This is a genomic window from Cupriavidus sp. 05N38 (assembly GCF_056397345.1).
In genome coordinates this window covers 92,972-113,531 of record NZ_JBFTNF010000020.1, presented here as the reverse complement: position 1 = coordinate 113,531, position 20,560 = coordinate 92,972, and the positions used below count along the sequence as shown (strand labels likewise).

The following is a 20,560-nucleotide window of genomic DNA, read 5'->3' as shown; positions in this document are numbered from 1 at the left end:
GGCGCGCCCGCGAAAATGCATCCAGGAAAAAAAGCATGAAGCAAAACCCGCCGCCGGGGCAAACCCCGGGCCAGCCACGCTACGTGCTGGCGCTGGACCAGGGCACCAGCAGCTCGCGCGCCATCCTGTTCGACCACGCCGGCAACGTGGTGCGGGTCGCGCAGCGCGAATTCCGGCAATATTACCCGCACCCCGGCCACGTCGAGCACGACCCCTACGAGATCTGGCAGTCGCAGCTGGCCGTGGCGCACGAAGTGCTGGGCGATGCCGGCGTCGCCGCCAGCCAGGTGCAGGCCATCGGCATCACCAACCAGCGCGAGACCACCGTGCTGTGGGACCGCAAGACCGGCGAGCCGGTCGGCCGCGCACTGGTGTGGCAGGACCGTCGTACCGCGCCGATGTGCGAGGCGCTGCAGGCCGAGGGACATGGCGACCTGTTCCGCGACAAGACCGGACTGATCATCGACGCCTATTTCTCCGGCACCAAGCTGCGCTGGATGCTGGACAACATCGAGGGCGCGCGCGAACGCGCGGCGCGCGGCGAACTCGCCTTCGGCACCGTGGACAGCTGGCTGATCTGGCAGCTCACCGACGGCCAGCGCCACGTCACCGATGTCTCCAACGCGTCGCGCACGCTGCTGTTCAATATCCATGACTTTGCGTGGGACGACGCCCTGCTCGGCCTGCTGGACATCCCGCGCAGCCTGCTGCCCGAGATAGTGCCCTCCAGCGGCGAGGTGGCGCGCACGGCCTTGCGCTGGTTCGGCGCCGAGATCCCCATTGCCGGCATCGCCGGCGACCAGCAGGCCGCCACCTACGGCCAGGCCTGCCTGTCGCCCGGCATGGCCAAGAACACCTACGGCACCGGCTGCTTCCTGCTGATGAACACCGGCGCGCAGCCGGTCGCCTCGCACAACCGCCTGCTCACCACCGTCGGCTGGCAACTGGGCGGTGACGCGCCGGCCGCGGGCCGCACCCAATACTGCCTGGAAGGCGGCGTGTTCATGGGCGGCGCCACCATCCAGTGGCTGCGCGACGGGCTGCAGATCATCAACAGCGCGCCGGAGGTGGAGCCGCTGGCGCGCCAGTGCGACGACACCGGCGGCGTGGTGCTGGTGCCGGCCTTCGCCGGCCTGGGCGCGCCGCACTGGGACCCGTTCGCGCGCGGCACGCTGGTGGGCATCACGCGCGGCACCGGACGGGCGCATATCGCGCGCGCAGCGCTGGAGTCGATCGCGCTGCAGAGCGTGGACGTGCTGGATGCGATGCAGAAGGATGCCGGCATCTCGCTGGCCGAGCTGCGCGTGGACGGCGGCGCCTCGCGCAGCGACCTGCTGATGCAGATGCAGGCCGACCTGCTGGGCACGGCCGTGGTGCGCCCGCGCGTGACCGAGACCACCGCGCTGGGCGCGGCCTACCTGGCAGGCCTGGCCACCGGCTACTGGAGCGGCGAAGAGGAAATCGCCAGCCAGTGGCAGGTGGAGCACCGCTTCGAACCCAATCTCGGCGCCGACGCGCGCGCCTACCAGCTGTGGCGCTGGCACCGCGCGGTGGAACGCGCGCGCGACTGGGCGCGCGAAGACGGCGCGCCGACGCGCACCACGCATTGAAGGCCCGGCAGCGGCACCTAGCCCCCGCCGGACGGCACCACACACATAGATAGCAGCACCCGCGCCAAGCGCATTCGCATCGAACAAGGAATCATGCAGAAACTGTTCTCCCCCACCCTCCCGCCAGACCGCGCCGCGCTGCTCGCCACGCTCGAGCGCGAGCCCAAGTGGGACGTGATCGTCATCGGCGGCGGCGCCACCGGTCTCGGCACCGCGGTGGACGCCGCCTCGCGCGGCTACCGCACGCTGCTGGTGGAAGCCGCCGACTTCGCCAAGGGCACCTCGAGCAAGGCCACCAAGCTGGTCCACGGCGGCGTGCGCTACCTGGCGCAGGGCAATATCAGCCTGGTGCGCGAGGCGCTGCACGAACGCGGCCTGCTGGCGCGCAACGCGCCGCACCTGGTGTGGCCGCTGGGCTTCGTGGTGCCGGCCTACCAGCTGTTCGACCAGCCCTTCTACGGCATCGGCCTGAAGGTCTACGACATGCTGGCCGGCGGACTCAACCTGTCCGGCAGCCGCTGGCTGAACCACCGCGAGACGCTGGCCGCCGCGCCGACGCTGGCCGAGCACGTGGGCGGGCGGCCGCTGCGCGGCGGCAACCTGTACTTCGACGGCCAGTTCGACGATGCCCGCCTCGCCATCGCGCTGATGCGCACGCTGTTCGACGTGGGTGGCACCGCCATCAACTACCTGCGCGTGAGCGGGCTGTCGCAGAAGAACGGCGTGATCGACGGCGTCACCGTCAAGGACGTGCTGGGCGACGCCAGCTTCGACCTCAAGGCATCCTGCGTGGTCAACGCCACCGGCGTGTGGGTGGATGCCATCCGCCAGATGGAAGACGGCCAGGCGCGCGGCATGGTGGCGCCCAGCCAGGGCGTGCACCTGACGTTGCCGCGCAGCTTCCTGCCGGGCGAACGGGCCATCCTGATTCCCAAGACCGATGACGGCCGCGTGCTGTTCGTGGTGCCCTGGAACGGCCACACCATCGTCGGCACCACCGATACGCCGCGCAAGGACCTGCCGCTGGAACCGCGCGCCGGGGCCGACGATGTCGATTTCATCCTGGAGACCGCGGCACGCTACCTGTCGCGCACACCGACCCGCGCCGACGTGACCAGCGTCTGGGCCGGCCTGCGTCCGCTGGTCAAGGCCACCGGCGAAGCCTCCACGGCTTCGCTCTCGCGCGAGCACACCATCCTGGTGTCCAAGGCCGGCCTGATCACCGTCACCGGCGGCAAATGGACCACTTACCGCAAGATGGCCGAGGACGTGGTCGGCACCGCGATCCAGCGCCAGATGCTGCCCGCGGCGCCATGCGTGACCGGCGAGCTGCAGCTGCACGGCGCGAAGGGCCTGCCCGCGGACCTGCCGGCCCCCGGCGGCAGTTCGCCCGACCGCTACTACGGCAATGAACTCGGCATGCTGCGCGCCCTCCCCGGCAAGGAGGAAATCCTCGTGCCGGGCTCCGGCCTGAGCGCCGCCCATGTACGCTTCGCCGCGCGCTACGAGCTGGCACGGCGCGTGGAAGATGTGCTGGCGCGACGCAACCGCGCGCTGTTCCTCGAAGCCGGCGCCGCCATTGCGGCTGCGCCGCGCGTGGCGGCGATCCTGGCCGAAGAGCATGGCCACGACGCGGCCTGGCAGGCCGCGGAAGTGGAGAGCTTCCGCTCGCTGGCCAGCGGCTATATGCTGTCCTGACGCGCGCACGCCACCGCAACCAGGAGCCTCCATGCCGCTGCGTCCTCCCAGGCATTGCCTCGCGGCCGCCGCGCTGGCCGGCGCCGTTGGCGTGGCCGCCTTCCCGGCGGCTGCCAAACCCGCCATCGACGGTGTGCGTTTCGACGCGCCTGTCACCGTGCACTACCAGTGCGACGCGGGCAAGCGGCTCACCGCGCGCTACTTCAACAGCCCCGACAACCAGATCGCCATCGTGCGGCTCGACGGCAAGCCGCTGCTGTTCGTCAGCGTGCTGACCGGCTCCGGCGCCCGCTACTCGCACGGCATCCATCAATGGATCACCAAGGGCGACGAAGGCAGGCTCCAGGACCTGACGCAAGGCGACGATGCGCCCCCCGTCTATGCCAATTGCAAGGCCGTGAAATAGGCGCTCCGCTGCATAACATTGTTCGCGCGGGCCCCCGGTGAGCGATAATGCGGGTTATCGAATCAGGGAGAACACCATGGACGAGATTGATGATCTGTCCGATCTGCCGATGCCCCGCTTTATCTGGGGTTTCGCCATCTTCACGCCCAAGGGCGGCGAGGTGATGCATGACGAGTTTGAATATCTGACCCATACCCGCACCCCGCGCTTCACCTGCCGGGTGGTGGAACTGGAAGACATGCCGGCCGACAGCGAAGAAAGCGGCATCGACGGGCGTATCGTGCATTACGACGAGCCTGGCCGGCTGTTCTACATCACCGACGCCGGCCTGGCGCTGGTGAACTTCGAGCTGTTCGACAACCTGCCGGACAAGAACAAGCTCAAGAAAGTCTGCGACGAAGCCATCGAAAACTGGCTGCAGCGCCGCGATTTCCTCGAGTCAGAGGATGGCGAAGAGGCCTGAACGCCCTTTGCCAGCAGGCTGCCAGCAGGATTCCGGCAGTCACACCGGGATGACGGCCTGAGCGCCGTCATTGCCCGCGCGATGGCGCCACCCCTGCCACGCGCGCCCTTTCCCCCTCTGCTCTCCCCTTCCCCCTTCCCCCTTCGCCTTTCCCGCCAGCCCTTGCCACGCCGCGCGCCGCTGCCGGACCGTTCCGGCAATTGCTCTCGGTTGCTCTCGGCGATCGCCTGCGCCCACGTTCCGTCATCCCTGCCAGGTCAGTCCCGTCCTACAGCGCAAGGGGAAGTCGCCGGACATCGCGCGCGTTGACCGCTCCCTATATTGGAACCGTGGAAAACAGCGATAGAAAGGAAAGAAATCATGCCCTATATCCTCGCTTGGCTGCTCGGTGTCCCGGCCTTCGTGCTGCTGCTGATCTGGCTGTTCGTGCATTGATGCAACGGGAACCATGAGGCGTCTTCGCGCGCAAGGCAAGAAGACATGCAAGAGACAACAGCAACAAAAGCAAAACGCCCGCTGGCTACAGCGGGCGTTTTGCTTTGCAACGCCTGACGGGCAACCGGCGCCGGCCGGTCATGGCGCCCGATGCGTCACATCACCGGCACGCATCCTGCGATGCCAGCCACATCAATGGCTGCACCGGCGACCAACATCGGCGATGAATCTCAGGCAGACGCGGGCAATCCGCGTTCGAGCGCTTCCTTCAGCAGCCCGCTCATGCCACCCGGGTGGGCGGGCGCCAGCGCCTGCAGGCGCTTGACGATCTCGCCGTCGAGCTTGCAGGCGAACGGCACCAGGCCCTGCTCCTGGTCCAGCCGGCGCTGCTCGCGGCGATCGATCTTGGCCTGGCCGGCTTCGCGCACGCCGTGCGCGGCCGAGGACAGCTTCAGGCTATTGGCGAGCTTCAGCGCTTTGTTCTTTTCGAGGTCGGTCTTTTTCACGGCATGTTCCGCTAGAGTCAGTCTGGGGCGGTATTGTACGCAGGTCGGCGCCGGCCACGGCCGGCAATGTCCCGGGGCCTAGCGCACCGGCTATTCCTCGCCCCGCACTTCGATCAGGTCGGCGGCCACGCGCTCGATCTCCGCAAACACCGGCAGCGCGGACGCGGGCCCGGTGCATCCCACCCCGCTCGCACTGGCCGCGTCGGCGCCAGGCGGCAGGAAGACGAAGGCCATGCCGGGCTGCCAGCGCGGATCATTCTTCAGGCTTTCGTTGAGGATCGCCAGGTACTGGCTACGTGAGAACACGTGCTTTGCCATCTTCACCTCCAATACGTTGTCCGGATCGTAGCATGGCACGCCGGCCGATCCGGGTGAGCCTTGATACACGCGCGTCGCCACGCGTGCGATGATCACGATGCCTTTGCCGGAATCGAGCCCTTCGGCAAAGCGTAGCCAAATACAACAACAAGACAAAGGATGAGACAAATGATCAGAAGCACTTTGCCCGTGCTGGCGGCGGCGGTGCTGGCCGCTTGCGCCACGCCGGCTTCCATGCAGAACACGCAGAACGCCACGCCGCTGACCACCCGCTTCTCTGCCCCGCAACTCGACAACATGAGCGCGCGCGTACGCGCGGACGTGGCCCAGGGCCGCATTCCCGGCGCGGTGTACCTGCTCGCGCGCAATGGCAACCTCGTCAGCACCCAGGCCATCGGCTGGCAGGATGCCGCCGCCAGGGTGCCGATGCGCGAGGACGCCATCTTCCGAATCTACTCGATGAGCAAGCCGATCGTCTCGGTTGCGGTGATGATGATGGTCGAGGACGGCCGCGTGCAACTGGCCGACCCGGTCTCGAAGTATCTGCCCGAACTCAAAGGACTGCAGGTCGGCGTGGAGAAGACCGATGCGGCCGGCAAGCCGGAGCTCGGGCTGGTGCCCGCGCAGCGCGAGATGACCGTGCAGGACCTGCTGCGCCATACCTCGGGCCTGACCTACGGCGTGTTCGGCAAGTCCCTGGTCAAGGACGAATACAAGCGCGCGGGCGTGGACGCCACCGAGCAAAGCAACGGTGAGTTCATTGCGCACCTGGCCAAGGTTCCGCTGCAGTTCCAGCCCGGCACGACGTGGGAATACAGTCGCTCCACCGACGTGCTCGGCGCCCTGCTGGAACGCGTGTCCGGCCAGACACTGGCCGCACACCTGCAGCAGCGCATCTTCGCGCCATTGCAGATGAAGGACACCGGCTTCTGGGTGCCGGCGGCGCAGCAAGGCCGCATCGCCGAGCCCTTCGCCACCGATCCCGACAGCAAGGTGGCGGTCAGCCTGATCGATATCCGCCGCGCGCCCAGGCTCGAATCCGGCGGCGGCGGCCTGGTATCGACCGCGGCGGACTATTTCCGCTTTGCGCAGATGCTGCTCAACGGCGGGGAACTCGATGGCGTGCGGCTGCTGTCGCCGAAGACCGTGGCCAACATGACCGCCGACCATCTCGGCCCGATCCGCCTCGCATCGCAGGCGCGCGGACCCGCTTACCTGCCGGGACCGGGCTACGGCTTCGGCCTGGGCTTCGGCACGCGCCTGAGCACCGGCGGGCCGGCCACGGCGGGATCGGTCGGGGATTTCTACTGGGGCGGGGTCGGCGGCACCTACTTCTGGGTCGATCCGCAAGAGAAGACCGTCGCCATCTGGATGATGCAGGCGCCAGGCCAGCGCGAGTACTACCGTGCGTGGTTCAGGAACACGGTCTACGCTGCGATGACGCCCTGAGGCAGGAAGGCAGGAAGGCGGGAAGGCGGCAAGGTGGCGAGGCAGCGATGTCGCGCCCCGCCCGGAGATTGCGTCAGGCGGGCTCCATGGACCAGCCGGGTCCCTTTCCGTTCTTGTCGCTCTCGTGGCGCCAGCGGCAGCCGCAGTCCGCGCACGTATAGGTGGCAAAGGTGATGGCGGGCTCGCCGCGCGGCTTGATGCGCTGTGTATCGGTCAACAGCAGCCGCGGATGTCCGGTGCCGCCGGTAGAGCCCGGCCGGATCTGCGCGCACGCATCGCAAAGGTTCATCGTTGCTCCCACGCCGTACGCGCACGGCCGGAGCAACCCGGGCCACCACCCGGGGCGCGCTTGCCCGTAGCGCGGGCGGCCGCTATTTGTCCGCCGCCATCGCCTTGAGCTGGGCGTCGCCAGCCACGCGCGCGGCGTCCGAGGTTGTGAAGGTATCGTCGGAAACGATATTGCGCTTGACCAGCCGCGCGTCGAAATCAACCAGCGTGATCACCCATACGTAACGGCCGGCCTGCGGCGCGGTCTGGACGATCGCCTGCAGATGCGGCGTGGAATCCTTGGACATGATGCTCCTCCGGAGAACGCATCCGGGCACTGTAGCACGAGCCCGCGCCACGGGGCGGCGGCGCGGGCGGGACCGCGTTCAGTGCTCGAAATCGAGGCCGCCCAGCAGCACCATCGGGTCGGCCTGCGAACGCGTGCCGAAATCGATCTGCCGCGGCACCTGCCACGCGCGCATCTTGCCCGGCAGCGCCGCGAGATAGTGCGCGAACTTCACCTCGCCGCCGGCCGCGAACAGGGCCTCCACCTCGAGGCCGTCCCAGGACAGGTAGACATTCAAGGGATGCCTGAAGCGCCGCGCCTCGTCGAACGGCTCGCCGTAGATCCGAATCCGCGCGGGACTCTCATCCTGCACAAGTTCCACATGGATGCGCTGTCCGAACAACCTGGCGATCGCCTGTGCGATGCGCGGGGCGTATTCCGCGTCGAAGCGCGCGGCAATGTCATGGCTCACGTTTGTCTCTTCCGGTCTTTCCCGGGATCGTAGCATGCGAGCCCCGCGCGGCCAGGTGCRCCGAAACTCTGGTTGACCCCTGCCGCTGCCGACCTATACTGAAGTCCTGCCGACCGAGACACGCATAGCAAGCGAAGGTAAGTCGCAGAATGATCAAACTGGCCAGCAAGGCAGTGAGATCGTGCAAGCCGATTGGGCCTGCAAAGTCCGAACCGGATCCTAGTGCGTTTGCCGACCCGGTTCGGATCCCCCCTCTCACCTGCGGTGAGAAACCAAAGCACCTTTGCGGAGGTGCTTTTTTATTGCCTGTTTTTGTTGCCCGCTTTTGTTGCCCGCTCTTGCTGCCTACCGCACGCGCACGGTGAAGTGCCGGCCAAGTCACCGAGCTGTCCGGCTTGATACAAAGGGCGGCGAAGCAAGAAAAGCCAGCCAAAGAAAAAGGCCCGCAATTGCTTGCGGGCCTTTTTTACGGACATGCCACATGTCGATTGACGAGCATGTCTGCCAGATTCTGGCGGAGAGAAGGGGATTCGAACCCCTGATAGGCTATTAACCTATACACGCTTTCCAGGCGTGCGACTTCAACCACTCATCCATCTCTCCGGGAAGTCGGCGATTATAGCAGACTTGTCCAGCAAATCCAGTGTTTCGTGATGCGACCGCTAGCCGCGTCGCAAGTAGGTCACGAGCCGGTCGATCACTGGCGCGTTGCGTGGCGTCAGCAGGCTGACGATGATCGCCACCGCGAACCCTGCGGGAACGCCGAAGGCACCCGAGGCGATCGGGTCGACCCCGAACCAGCGGTTGCCGAAGATGCCGGTCATGCGCGTGAAGAACGGATAGTTGACGAAGATGTAGTAGACCGCCACGCTCAGCCCCGCGACCATGCCGGCGACGGCGCCGGCGGCGGTGGTACGGCGCCAGAAGATGGCCAGCACCAGGACCGGGAAGAAGCTGGAGGCAGCCAGCGAAAACGCCGCGCCGACCAGGAAGAGGATATTGCCCGGACGCAGCGACGTGACGTAGGAGGCAAACAGCGCTACGCCGAGCAGGACGATCTTGGCGGTGGTGACGCGCCGCTGGTGGCTCGCGCCGCGGTCGACCATGTGATAGAAGACGTCGTGCGACAGCGCGTTGGCAATGGTGAGCAGCAGGCCGTCGGCGGTGGACAGCGCGGCCGCCAGCGCGCCGGCCGCGACCAGCCCGGAGATCACGTAGGGCAAGCCGGCGATCTCGGGGGCCGCAAGCACGATCATGTCGGGCTGGATCAGGATCTCGGCCMATTGCACGATGCCGTCGCCGTTGACGTCACTGATGCCGAACACGGGCGGATCGACCTTGCGCCACTGCACTACCCACTGGGGCAGTTCGGCGTAGGGCGTGCCGACCAGGTGCTGGAAGAATTCGTACTTCACAAGTGCGGCCAGCGTGGGCGCCGAGACGTAGAGCAATGCGATGCAGAACACGGCCCAGGCTACCGAGTTGCGCGTTTCCTTGACCGACGGCGTGGTGTAGAGCCGCGTGAGGATGTGTGGCAGGCTGGCGGTGCCGAGCATCAGGCAGAACACCAGCAGCACGAAGTTCAGGCGCTTGGTCTTGCGCTCCGCTTCCGAGGCGGAGGGATAGGGCTCGGTGGAAGGCGTGGAAGGCTGGCTGCGCGCGAGCGCTTCTTCGCGCTGCTGGCTCCATTGCCGCTGGGCCGCCGCCGCGTCGCGCGGAAACTCCACCCGCTCGCGCTCGACGGCCTTGATCTCGCGCAGCGGCGCATTGCGCAAGCGCAGATCCTGCATGCGCGCGGACAGCGCATCGCGCTCCTCGGCGAATGACCGCGGCAGCCTGGCAATGCGTTCCTGCAGCCGGATCGCCTGCTGGCGGTAGAACTCACGCACGGCCCGCTCGGCAGGATCGCGTTCGAGGCTGCGCTCGCGCGCATCGAGCTGCGACAACAGCGTGCCGTAGCTGAGCTGCGGCAGCGCATCGTGATGATGTTTCCACGCGATCATCGATACCGTGACCAGGAAGGCCACGATCAGCATGATGTACTGCGCCACCTGGGTCCACGTCACCGCGCGCATGCCGCCGAGGAAGGAGCAGACCAGGATGCCGGCCAGGCCGAAGAACACGCCGACGGCGAACTCCACGCCGATAAAGCGCGTGACGATCAGCCCTACCCCCTGGATCTGCGCCACCAGGTAGACGAAGGAGCAGAGCGACGCGGCCAGCACGGCGATGGCGCGCACCGGCATGTTGCCGCCTGGCTTGCCGTTGCCATAGCGCGCCGCGAGGAAATCCGGGATGGTGTAGCCGCCGTACTTGCGCAGATACGGCGCGAGCAGGAAGGCCACCAGGCAATAGCCGCCGGTCCAGCCCATCACATAGGCCAGCCCGTCGTAGCCCGACGCGAACAGGATGCCGGCCAGGCCGATGAACGACGCGGCGCTCATCCAGTCGGCGGCGATCGCCATGCCGTTGAACATGGCGGGTACCCGGCGGCCGGCTACATAGTATTCATTGAGGTCCGAGGTGCGGCACGCACGGGGCGTGCCGGCGGGCCGGCGCGTAATTCCGCTATTGCTATTGCTATTGCTACTGGCCCTGCTTGAGCTGGTCCAGGATCGCGGGATTTTCCAGCGTGGAGGTATCCTGCGTGATTTCCTCGTTCTTGGCCAGCGAGCGCAGCAGGCGCCGCATGATCTTGCCGGAGCGGGTCTTGGGCAGGTTGTCGCCGAAGCGGATGTCCTTGGGCTTGGCGATCGGGCCGATTTCCTTGCCCACCCAGTTGCGCAGCTCGGCAGCGATCTGCTTGGCCTCTTCCTCGTTGGGGCGCGAGCGCTTGAGCACCACGAACGCGCAGATGGCCTCGCCGGTCATGTCGTCCGGGCGGCCCACCACGGCGGCTTCGGCCACGATCGGGTTGGCCACCAGCGCCGACTCGATTTCCATGGTGCCCATGCGATGGCCCGAGACGTTGAGCACGTCGTCGATGCGGCCCATGATGGTGAAATAGCCGGTCTCCTTGTCGCGGATCGCGCCGTCGCCGGCCAGGTAGAGCTTGCCGCCGAGTTCTTCGGGGAAGTAGCTTTTCTTGAAGCGTTCCGGATCGCCCCAGATGGTGCGGATCATCGACGGCCACGGGCGCTTGACCACCAGGATGCCGCCGCTGCCGTTGGGCACGTCCTGCCCGGTTTCATCGACGACGGCAGCCATGATGCCCGGCAGCGGCAAGGTGCAGGAACCCGGCACCAGCGGCGTCGCACCCGGCAGCGGCGTGATCATGTGGCCGCCGGTCTCGGTCTGCCAGAAGGTATCCACGACCGGGCAGCGCTCGCCGCCGATATTGCGGTAGTACCACATCCAGGCTTCGGGATTGATGGGCTCGCCCACCGTGCCCAGCAGGCGCAGGCTGGACAGATCGTATTGCTTGGGATGGATCTTCTCGTCGGCGTCGGCGGCCTTGATCAGCGAGCGGATCGCGGTCGGCGCGGTGTAGAAGATGCTGACCTTGTGGCGCGCGATCATGTCCCAGAAGCGGCCGGCGTCGGGATACGTGGGCACGCCTTCGAACACTACCTGGGTAGCGCCGGCGGCCAGCGGGCCATAGGCGATATACGTGTGGCCGGTGACCCAGCCGATGTCGGCGGTGCACCAGAAGAGATCGTCGGGCTTGACGTCGAAGCTCCACTTCATCGTCATCAGCGCCCACAGCAGGTAGCCGCCGGTGCTGTGCTGCACGCCCTTGGGCTTGCCGGTGGAGCCGGAGGTGTAGAGCACGAAGAGCGGGTGCTCGGCGCTGACCGGCTCCGCCTCGCAGGTTTCCGGCTGGCCCTTGGCGACGTCTTCCATCGAGCGGTCGCGGCCTTCGGTCCAGGCGACCTTGCCGCCGGTGCGGCGATACACCACCACGTTCTTCACTGCCTCGCAGCCACCGAGCGCCAGCGCTTCGTCGGCAATGGCCTTGAGCGGCAGCGCCTTGCCGCCGCGCATCTGCTCGTCGGCGGTGATCAGCGCGACCGCGCCCACGTCGACCAGGCGCTCCTGGAGCGACTTGGCGGAAAAGCCGCCGAACACCACCGAGTGCGTAGCGCCGATGCGCGCGCAGGCCTGCATGGCCACCACGCCTTCGACCGACATCGGCATGTAGATGACGACGCGGTCGCCCTTCTTGATGCCGAGCCCCTTGAGGCCGTTGGCGAACTGGCAGACCTTGGCGTGCAGCTGCCGGTAGGTGACCCTGGTGACGCCACCGTCGTCGGCCTCGAAGACGATCGCCACCTTGTCGGCGTTGCCGTTGTCCAGGTTGCGGTCCAGGCAGTTGTAGGAGGCATTGATCTCACCGTCCTCGAACCACTTGTAGAACGGTGCATTGCTTTCGTCGAGCACCTTGGTGAAAGGCTTGCTCCAGTGCAGCTGCTCGCGCGCATGGCGTGCCCAGAAGCCTTCGTAGTCGCGCCCGGCCTCGTCGCATAGTGCCTGGTAGGCCTCCATGCTGGGGATTGCGGCCTGCTTTGCGAATGACTCCGGGGGATTGAAAACGCGATGCTCCTGCATCACCGATTCGATGGCGGACATTTATTTGTCTCCTGATTTGGCGTGGCTGCTTGGCTGCAAACTTACGCCCGACGGCTTACTGAATCCTGACGTGGTGCCTGGCAGCGGCAAACCCGCCCGAAATCGGCCCTGCCCTGCTGCAACGCAGCATGCACACGGGCGCCGCCAGCCAGGCACGCCCTCCACGAAGCCGTCCGCGTGGCGATGTGCAGCCTTCTCCATTAGGCTAGCACAGCTATAATGCCGCGAGCCCTATTCCCAACATGGCGCTGCGGCATTCGCCGGGTTTCCGTGCGCCGCACGCAGCACGCGCACGCCAYGCCGCCTTGCCTATCCACTCCCTCCTCCTGATCGCCGCGATGGCCCTCGTCGGCAGCAATGTCGGACTGGGCAAGGCCATCGTGGCCTATGTGCCGATCCTGCTGTTCGCGCTGCTGCGCTTTGCCATCGCCATCGCATGCCTGGCGCCCTGGTACCGGCCCGCGCGCATGCGAGCCGTGTCGCGCGGCGAGTGGACCAACCTGTTCCTGCAGGCGTTCTTCGGCACCTTCCTGTTCACGCTGCTGATGCTGGGCGGCGTGCGCCTGACCAGCGCCATGGCCGCGGGCGTGATCACCAGCACCATCCCGGCCACGGTCGCCCTGTTGTCCTGGCTGATCTTGCGTGAACGCCTGTCGCGCCGCACGGTCTTCTCGGTCTTGCTGGCGGTGGCCGGCATCGTGGTGCTGAACGTGGCGCGCGGACCGGAACATGGCGGTGGCGGCGGCGTGAACAGCGGCGGGCATGCGCTGCTCGGCAACCTGATGATCATGGGCGCGGTGATCTGCGAGTCGATCTACGTGATCCTGTCGCGGCGCCTGGCGCAAACGCTTGCCGCCATCGAGATCTGCGCGTACACGCACCTGATCGGCGGGCTGTTGATGTTGCCGCTGGGCCTCGTGCCGCTGCTGACGTTCGACATGACCTCCGTCCCCGCCGGCATCTGGCTGATGCTGCTGTGGTACGCGCTGTCGGCCAGCATCTTCTCGTTCTGGCTGTGGATGAAGGGCGTGCGCCATGTGCCGGCGCAACTGGCCGGTGTGTTCACCGCAGTGCTGCCGGTTGCGGCGGCCACCTACGGGATCGTCTTCCTGGGCGAGCAGCCGGGCTGGGCGCATGGCGTGGCGCTGGCCTGCGTGCTGGCCGGCATCGCGCTGGCAAGCTGGCCGGGGCCGCTCGCCAGCCGGGCGTGGCGGGACGACAGGAACGCAGCGGGCGGCACTGGCCGGGATCGGGCAGGCTGAGCGGGTCGAAATGCCGGATGTGCTGGATGTACGGGATTTGCGCGATTCGCGGTATTTGCGGGATTTGCGAAATCTGCGCAATGTACAATCGCGGCCTCTCCCTTACGACCAGCTTTCAATACCCATGGCATCGAATCCCATGTCGAACCAGCCCAGGCGGCTCAACCCGCTTGCCAGCCTGATCTTCTCTTCGCGCTGGCTGCAACTGCCGCTCTATCTCGGCCTGATCGTCGCGCAGGCGGTCTACGTCTATCACTTCGGCGTCGAGGTCTGGCACCTGGTGGCGCACGCGACCGAGTATGACGAGACCAAGTTCATGCTGGTCGTGCTGGGCCTGATCGACGTAGTCATGATCTCCAACCTGCTGATCATGGTGATCGTCGGAGGCTACGAGACGTTCGTCTCCCGCCTGGGGCTGGACAACCACCCGGACGAGCCGGAATGGCTCGACCATGTCAACGCCGGCGTGCTCAAGGTCAAGCTGTCGATGGCGCTGATCAGCATCTCCTCGATCCACCTGCTCAAGACCTTCATCGACGCCGACCAGCGTGCCCCGAACACCATCATGTGGCAGGTGATCATCCACCTCTCTTTCCTGCTGTCGGCAGTGGCAATGGCTTTCGTGGACAAGCTGGTGTCGCATGCCCCGCCCGCGGGCGGGCACGAGAAGGCACACTGAGCCTGGCGTGCCGCGCACTGCCGGCCATGAAACCGCAGCCCCGGCTGCGGTTTTTTTTGCCCGCGGCACGGGTGTCGGGTACGCCGCACGCCACGCCCCCCGAGTCACTTTCCGCAATGTCGACACGCGCATGCAGGCCGGCGCCCGCCCCCGCCGCGGTGTATCATCCCGGGTTGAATTTCCCCTCGACTGTCCCCCCATAAAAATGACTGTCATCAAGCAAGAAGACCTCATCCAGAGCGTCGCCGACTCCCTGCAGTACATCAGCTACTACCATCCGATGGACTACATCACCAGCCTGGGCCGAGCCTACGAGCTGGAACAAAGTCCGGCCGCCAAGGATGCGATCGCGCAGATCCTGACCAACAGCCGCATGTGCGCGGAGGGCAAGCGCCCGATCTGCCAGGACACCGGCATCGTCACGATCTTCGTCAAGGTGGGCATGGACGTGCGCTGGGATGGCGCCACCATGGGGCTGTCGGACATGATCAACGAGGGCGTGCGCCGCGGCTACACCCATCCGGACAACGTGCTGCGCGCCTCCATCGTCAGCCCGCCCGAAGGTGGCCGCAAGAACACCAAGGACAACACACCGGCCGTGATCCACTATGAAGTGGTGCCGGGCAACACGGTGGACATCCAGGTCGCGGCCAAGGGCGGCGGCTCGGAGAACAAGTCGAAGTTCGTCATGCTCAACCCGTCCGACTCGATCGTCGACTGGGTGCTCAAGACCGTGCCGACCATGGGCGCCGGCTGGTGCCCGCCCGGCATGCTGGGCATCGGCATCGGCGGCACCGCCGAGAAGGCCATGGTCATGGCCAAGGAATCGCTGATGGATCCGATCGACATCCAGGACATCATCGCCCGCGGCCCGCAGGACTGGATCGAGGAAATGCGCGTCGAACTGTACGAGAAGGTCAACGCGCTGGGCATCGGCGCGCAGGGCCTGGGCGGCCTGGCGACCGTGCTGGACGTCAAGATCATGGGCTACCCGACCCACGCGGCTTCCAAGCCGGTGGCGATGATCCCGAACTGCGCGGCCACCCGCCACGTGCACTTCACGCTGGACGGCAGCGGCCCGGCCAAGCTCGAGGCGCCTGACCTGTCGGCCTGGCCGAAGGTGGAGTGGGCACCGAACACCGAGACCTCCAAGCGCGTCGACCTGAACACTCTCACGCCCGAGGAAGTCGCTTCGTGGAAGCCGGGCCAGACCCTGCTGCTCAACGGCAAGATGCTGACCGGCCGCGACGCCGCGCACAAGCGCATCGCCGACATGCTGGCCAAGGGCGAGAAGCTGCCGGTCGATTTCACCAACCGCGTGATCTACTACGTCGGCCCGGTGGATCCGGTGCGCGATGAAGCCGTGGGGCCGGCCGGCCCGACCACCGCCACGCGCATGGACAAGTTCACCGAGATGATGCTGGCCGAGACCGGCCTGATCTCGATGATCGGCAAGGCCGAGCGCGGCCCGGTGGCGATCGAGGCGATCAAGAAGCACAAGTCGGCCTACCTGATGGCGGTCGGCGGCGCGGCTTACCTGGTGGCCAAGGCAATCCGCCATGCGAAGGTTGTCGGCTTCGAGGACCTCGGCATGGAAGCGATCTACGAGTTCGACGTCAAGGACATGCCCGTGACGGTGGCCGTGGACAGCGAAGGCACCTCGGTGCACAAGACCGGCCCCGCCGAATGGCAGGCCAAGATTGCCAAGATCCCGGTCGCCGCGCTGTAAGTCGGCTGCTCGATGACAGCCTCGCTGTCGACGCAAAGCCGGGTCGCTCGACCCGGCTTTTTGCTTGCCGGCCTCCCCTGTTTTCCACTATGCCCCACGCACTCGTGAACAACGCACCCATCGGCATCTTCGATTCCGGGCTTGGCGGCCTGTCGGTCTTGCGCGAGGTCCGCGCCCTGCTGCCGCACGAGTCGCTGCTATACCTGGCCGACTCAAGGTACAACCCCTATGGCGAGAAGCCCGAGCGCTTTGTCGAGGAGCGCACGCTGCAGGCCTGCGAGTGGCTGGTGGCGCAGGGCTGCAAGGCGCTCGTGATCGCCTGCAACACAGCGACCATGCATGCGGTGCACACGCTGCGCGAACGGCTGGCGCTGCCCATCATCGGCGTCGAGCCCGGCCTCAAGCCGGCAGCCGCCGCGAGCCGCAGCAAGGTGGTTGGCGTGCTGGCCACCGGCAACACCCTGAAGAGCGCGAAGTTCGCGCGGCTGCTGGCCTCGCTCGAAGGCGAGAGCCGCTTCGTCTGCCAGGCCGGTGCCGGACTGGTGTCGTTGATCGAGCAAGGCGATATCTCCGGACCGGCCGTGCGCGAAAAGCTCGACGCGTATCTGGCGCCGATGCTGGACGCCGGCGCCGACACGCTGGTGCTCGGCTGCACGCACTACCCCTTCCTTTCCGACACCGTGCGCGGCATGGTCGGCGAACGGCTGGCGCTGGTCGATACCGGCAGCGCCATTGCGCGGCAGCTGCAGCGCAAGCTGGCCGAGCACGGCCTGGCCGCCGGGCCCGGGGCGGCGCCCCGCGACCGTTACGTCACGACCAGGGACGCGGCGCATCTGCGCGACATGGCCGCCGCGCTGCTGCATGTGGAGGCACGCACCGAGATGGTGGCGATCGAGCCCGCGCCCGCGCTCGGCTGAGCCGACTCGCCGTCCTCCTGCCCGCCCCGCTACTGGAGAAAGCCCAGCGGCCGCCGCTGCCGCACGTCGGGCTTGACCGCATGTTCCTGGCGCAGTTGCGCCAGGAATTCGTCTGGCGTCAGCGACTCGCCCAGCAAGCCGCATTGCCGCTTGACGGTGGCGAAGTCGCCCGGCGTCAGGCAATCCATGCGGGCCAGTTCCTCGCGCATGGTGCTGTCAAGCCGTTCGGCATCGCCGTCCAGCGCTTCCTCCACGAACATCGCCGCGCGCTGATCCGGCTTGAGTGGCAGGAAGCGGATCTTGAACGAGAAACGCCGCAGCGCGGCTTCGTCGATGCGCTCGAACAGGTTGGTGGTGCAGACGAAGATGCCGTTGAAGCGCTCCATGCCCTGCAGCATCTCATTGACTTCGGAGACCTCGTAGTTGCGCACGGCGTTCTGGCGGCTCTGCATGAAGCTGTCGGCTTCGTCGAGCAGCAGCACCGCGCCGTCTTCCTCGGCACGCGCGAACATGGCGGCGATCTGCTGCTCGGTCTCGCCCACGTATTTGCTCATCAGGTCAGAGGCGCGGCGGATCATCAGCGGCTGCTCCAGCGCCGTAGCGATATGCTCCGCCAGCGCCGTCTTGCCGGTGCCGGGCGGCCCGTAGAAGCACAACGTGCCGCGCTGGCGCGCCTTGAGCGCCTGCACGATCTTCCCCACCTCGTAGCGCGTCTCGAGGTTGAGATAGTCGAGGCGATAGTGCGTGACCACCGGACGCACCTCCGCCTCCGGGCGCAGGCCCATGGCACGGTCGGCATGGTCGAGCTGGCGCAGGATGAGCGCCTCCACCGGCTCGGCCACGCCCGGCCGGGCAAGCTGCACGAAGCGCGCAGCCGATTGCACCTGTGCCGGGGTCAGCGTCTTGCGCGCGGCCAGAGAGGCGATAAAGGCATCGCTCACGTCGAGCGCGCCGAGGTGCTTGCGGATGATGTTCTCGCGCACCAGTGGCGGCGGGATCTTCAGCTCCAGGTGGAACTGGAAGCGGCGCAGGTAGGCCGGGTCGATCTGCCGTATCGAGTTGGATATCCAGATCACCGGCACCGGATTCTGCTCCAGCGTCTGGTTGACCCACGCCTTGCCGTTCACCGAGCCGCGTGGATCTTCCTGCCCGAACAGGCTGGTCAGCTCGCGCGCGCTGCCGGGAAACACGTCCTCCACCTCGTCGAACAGCAGCGCCGTGCGCGGGCGGCCGCGCAGGAAGGCCTGCGACACCTGCAGCGAGCGATAGCGGTCCTTGCCCGAGAGGCTGTTGCCGTCGCGGTCGAGGCAATCCACTTCGTACAGCTCGCAGCCTGCTTCGCGCGCCAATAGCCTGGCGAACTCGGTCTTGCCGGTGCCGGGCGGGCCGTAGATCAGCACGTTGACCCCGCAGGCGTGCTGGCTGGTGGCGTTGGACAGCAGCGCCGAGAGATAGCGCGCATCGGTCTCGACGTGCGGATAGTCGCCGGTGCCCAGCGTGGGCGCCGCGGCAGGCCGCGTGAACACAGCCATCATCTCCGCCTCGTTGGCGTAGTTGCCCAGCAGCACGTGCAGCAGGCGGTCGGACAGGCGCATCAGGTCGCCGAGGTCGGTCACGCTGTTCTCGGGCAGCGGCTGCTCGATCAGGTTGAGCGTCTCCAGGCGCGAGCCGGGCCGCAGCGAGGCGGCCACCGCTGCCGGGCTGGCGCCGGTCAGCCCGGCCAGGATCTGGAAGGCCTCCTGGCTATGCGCCACCTTGCAGTCCACCATCACGGCGCGCAGGTCGCGCTTGTACTTGGCCAGCGCGGCGTACAAGAGCAGCTTGCGCTCATGCTCCGGCAAGTCCAGCACGTGGCTGAGCATGTCGATATTGCGCACCAGCAGCACACGCTCGCCGTCCAGGCGCGTAGCCAGCGCGGCCGCGGAGACGTCGAACACGGCGAACATGTCCTTGGCGTGGTGCTTGACGTATTCGTCGAGGTAGTAGAACAGCGCGCTCTCGTCGAAGGCGCTGTTCCATTGGCCGTGCCGCTCCAGGAATTCCTCCGGCGTCAGGCGCGCGGCGCCCTTCCAGGCGGGCATGTCGGCGCAGCGCGCGGCCAGGAAGCGCTGCACGCGCAACACCACGCCGTAGGGCCACACCATGTCCTGTGCGCTGACGGTCAGGATGTCGTTGATATTGCTGCGCAGGTTGAAACGCGGCCCCAGCGCGCACACCACGCGCAGGGCGAACTGGGCGCACATCCAGTCGAGCGCGGAAGTGCACGGCGAGCCGGCAGCGGCACGCAGGAGCGTCGAGCGGTCATCATCGGCGAAACGGGTGAAGTCCATGGCCTGATCCTCTCGCACGGGGAGCGCCGTCGGGGCGCGACGAATTGCTCTTCTTTTTTCCTATGCTAGCGCGCTTTGTGGCAGATCGGGCATTGCCGGCAACCCTGTGCCGTAAGGGCCGCGAATTTTGCCTGGCCATCGGTTGCGGGAGTGGAAAGCAAAAGCAAAATCGGCGTATAAAGACGGCTGCGCGAACGAAAGAAGCCGGCCGCCGCAAGACCGCGGAGGGCGAGCACGAAATGATCTCGCCTCCACGAAAGGCCGCATTGCGCAGAATGCCAACAAATAAGAATCATTATCGTTTATACTGATGGCCTGACACGCTGCCCCTAGAGCGGCGCTCCCACCGGCATACCCTGTTGAAGGAGCGTTTATCATGGAATTGCTGCTTAGCTTGCTGGTCGGTTGTGGCATCTCGCTGATCCTGTTCTATCGCAAATAGGCCCTATCGCTAATAAAGCCGGCGCCGCGCCAGACCGCCGACATCTGCTGTTTTCACATGTTCGATCAACGTTTTCTCAAGATCACGCTAGCCGTCCTGTTGTTCCACGTCGGCCTGCTTTACCTGATCCAGAGCGGGCTGGGGCGCAAGATCACGGAAGCCGTGATCTCCCCCGAAATCGTCGCCCGCATCATCCCGCTCGAACCACCGCAGAAGCCTGCGGTCGAGACGCCCAAGCCAAAGCCGGAAACCCCGCCCAAGCAGGTCAAGGTCACTACGCCCAAGCCCACGCCGCCGCAGCCCAGGCCCACGCCGCTGCCGGTACCGTCGCTGCCGCCCACGCCAAACGCCGTGGAAGCGCCGCCGGCACCGCCCGCGCCGCCTGCGCCGCCGGCACCTGCGCCTGAGCCGGCCGCTCCCGTGTCGTCCGCGCCGCGCGCCGTCGGCATCGGTGAAATCCAGTGCACGCCGCCGCAACCGGCTTATCCGTCGCAATCGCGTCGCATGGGCGAAACCGGCAAGGCCGTTGTCCGCCTGACCACGGATGAGAGCGGCAAGGTGGTAAAGACCGCGATCGTCAGCTCGAGCGGGTCCTCACGCCTGGACCAGGCCGCCGTGGATGCGGTCCAGCGCATGCGCTGCAAGCCATACATGGATAACGGTCGCGCCGTGGCGGTCACCGCCCAGCAGCCGATCGGCTTCGAACTCAACTGATTTCAATA

17 protein-coding genes, 1 tRNA gene and 1 pseudogene are annotated in these 20,560 nt (G+C 66.7%); 10 read left to right on the top strand and 9 right to left on the bottom strand.

The window, feature by feature from the left end:
• The first annotated feature begins 35 nt into the window (after window positions 1-35).
• The 4 genes from glpK to AC1DK4_RS16875 all read left to right on the top strand — a co-directional run bounded on the left by glpK (window position 36) and on the right by AC1DK4_RS16875 (window position 4,177).
• Window positions 36-1,610 (top strand): glycerol kinase GlpK, encoded by a 1,575-nt coding sequence (gene glpK, locus AC1DK4_RS16890; protein ID WP_441624024.1) that lies wholly within the window; start codon window positions 36-38, stop codon window positions 1,608-1,610.
• 93 nt (window positions 1,611-1,703) lie between these two features.
• The gene (locus tag AC1DK4_RS16885; protein WP_441624026.1) at window positions 1,704-3,308 is read left to right on the top strand and encodes a glycerol-3-phosphate dehydrogenase/oxidase; all 1,605 of its coding nucleotides are present in this window, start codon (window positions 1,704-1,706) and stop codon (window positions 3,306-3,308) included.
• 31 nt (window positions 3,309-3,339) lie between these two features.
• A complete protein-coding gene (locus tag AC1DK4_RS16880; protein ID WP_441624028.1) occupies window positions 3,340-3,714 on the top strand; it encodes an MliC family protein in 375 nt (124 codons plus the stop codon).
• Between the two features lie 76 nt (window positions 3,715-3,790).
• Window positions 3,791-4,177, top strand: a complete 387-nt coding sequence (locus AC1DK4_RS16875) for a hypothetical protein (protein ID WP_441624030.1) — start codon at window positions 3,791-3,793, stop codon at window positions 4,175-4,177.
• Between the two features lie 665 nt (window positions 4,178-4,842).
• Here the strand turns inward: AC1DK4_RS16875 and AC1DK4_RS16870 are convergent.
• A complete protein-coding gene (locus AC1DK4_RS16870; protein ID WP_441624032.1) occupies window positions 4,843-5,118 on the bottom strand; it encodes a hypothetical protein in 276 nt (91 codons plus the stop codon).
• Between the two features lie 90 nt (window positions 5,119-5,208).
• A complete protein-coding gene (locus AC1DK4_RS16865; RefSeq protein ID WP_441624049.1) occupies window positions 5,209-5,436 on the bottom strand; it encodes a hypothetical protein in 228 nt (75 codons plus the stop codon).
• Window positions 5,437-5,604: 168 nt separating this feature from the next.
• Here AC1DK4_RS16865 and AC1DK4_RS16860 point away from each other — a divergent pair, with 168 nt between their 5' ends.
• Window positions 5,605-6,885 carry a serine hydrolase domain-containing protein gene (locus AC1DK4_RS16860; RefSeq protein ID WP_441624034.1) on the top strand — a complete coding sequence of 427 codons (1,281 nt, stop codon included), beginning with the start codon at window positions 5,605-5,607 and terminating at the stop codon, window positions 6,883-6,885.
• 73 nt (window positions 6,886-6,958) lie between these two features.
• Here the strand turns inward: AC1DK4_RS16860 and AC1DK4_RS16855 are convergent, their stop codons facing one another.
• From AC1DK4_RS16855 to acs, 6 genes and pseudogenes are all read right to left on the bottom strand, one after another.
• Window positions 6,959-7,174, bottom strand: coding sequence for a hypothetical protein (locus AC1DK4_RS16855; RefSeq protein ID WP_441624036.1), 216 nt, complete (start codon window positions 7,172-7,174; stop codon window positions 6,959-6,961).
• A gap of 82 nt (window positions 7,175-7,256) precedes the next feature.
• On the bottom strand, window positions 7,257-7,460 hold the full coding sequence (locus AC1DK4_RS16850) for a hypothetical protein (RefSeq protein WP_441624038.1): 204 nt from the start codon (window positions 7,458-7,460) through the stop codon (window positions 7,257-7,259).
• A gap of 78 nt (window positions 7,461-7,538) precedes the next feature.
• The gene (locus AC1DK4_RS16845; protein WP_441624040.1) at window positions 7,539-7,910 is read right to left on the bottom strand and encodes a DUF5594 family protein; all 372 of its coding nucleotides are present in this window, start codon (window positions 7,908-7,910) and stop codon (window positions 7,539-7,541) included.
• 512 nt (window positions 7,911-8,422) lie between these two features.
• Window positions 8,423-8,513: transfer RNA gene (locus AC1DK4_RS16840), tRNA-Ser, on the bottom strand.
• A gap of 59 nt (window positions 8,514-8,572) precedes the next feature.
• Window positions 8,573-10,441, bottom strand: a pseudogene (locus AC1DK4_RS16835) (VC_2705 family sodium/solute symporter); the annotation flags it as partial.
• 55 nt (window positions 10,442-10,496) lie between these two features.
• A complete protein-coding gene (gene acs / locus AC1DK4_RS16830; protein WP_441619462.1) occupies window positions 10,497-12,479 on the bottom strand; it encodes an acetate--CoA ligase in 1,983 nt (660 codons plus the stop codon).
• Between the two features lie 305 nt (window positions 12,480-12,784).
• Between acs and AC1DK4_RS16825 the strand changes: the two genes are divergently transcribed.
• From AC1DK4_RS16825 to murI, 4 genes are all read left to right on the top strand, one after another.
• Entirely contained in the window at window positions 12,785-13,741 is a 957-nt protein-coding gene (locus AC1DK4_RS16825) for a DMT family transporter (protein WP_441619460.1), read from the top strand.
• Between the two features lie 124 nt (window positions 13,742-13,865).
• Entirely contained in the window at window positions 13,866-14,420 is a 555-nt protein-coding gene (locus AC1DK4_RS16820; RefSeq protein WP_441619459.1) for a TIGR00645 family protein, read from the top strand.
• A 205-nt stretch (window positions 14,421-14,625) separates the two neighbouring features.
• On the top strand, window positions 14,626-16,149 hold the full coding sequence (locus tag AC1DK4_RS16815) for a fumarate hydratase (RefSeq protein ID WP_441619458.1): 1,524 nt from the start codon (window positions 14,626-14,628) through the stop codon (window positions 16,147-16,149).
• Window positions 16,150-16,253: 104 nt separating this feature from the next.
• The gene (gene murI, locus AC1DK4_RS16810; protein WP_441619456.1) at window positions 16,254-17,066 is read left to right on the top strand and encodes a glutamate racemase; all 813 of its coding nucleotides are present in this window, start codon (window positions 16,254-16,256) and stop codon (window positions 17,064-17,066) included.
• A gap of 29 nt (window positions 17,067-17,095) precedes the next feature.
• Here murI and AC1DK4_RS16805 read toward each other — a convergent pair whose 3' ends face one another.
• Window positions 17,096-19,396, bottom strand: a complete 2,301-nt coding sequence (locus tag AC1DK4_RS16805) for an AAA family ATPase (protein WP_441619454.1) — start codon at window positions 19,394-19,396, stop codon at window positions 17,096-17,098.
• 499 nt (window positions 19,397-19,895) lie between these two features.
• Between AC1DK4_RS16805 and AC1DK4_RS16800 the strand changes: the two genes are divergently transcribed.
• Window positions 19,896-20,552 carry an energy transducer TonB gene (locus AC1DK4_RS16800; protein ID WP_441619453.1) on the top strand — a complete coding sequence of 219 codons (657 nt, stop codon included), beginning with the start codon at window positions 19,896-19,898 and terminating at the stop codon, window positions 20,550-20,552.
• Window positions 20,553-20,560 lie beyond the last annotated feature (8 nt).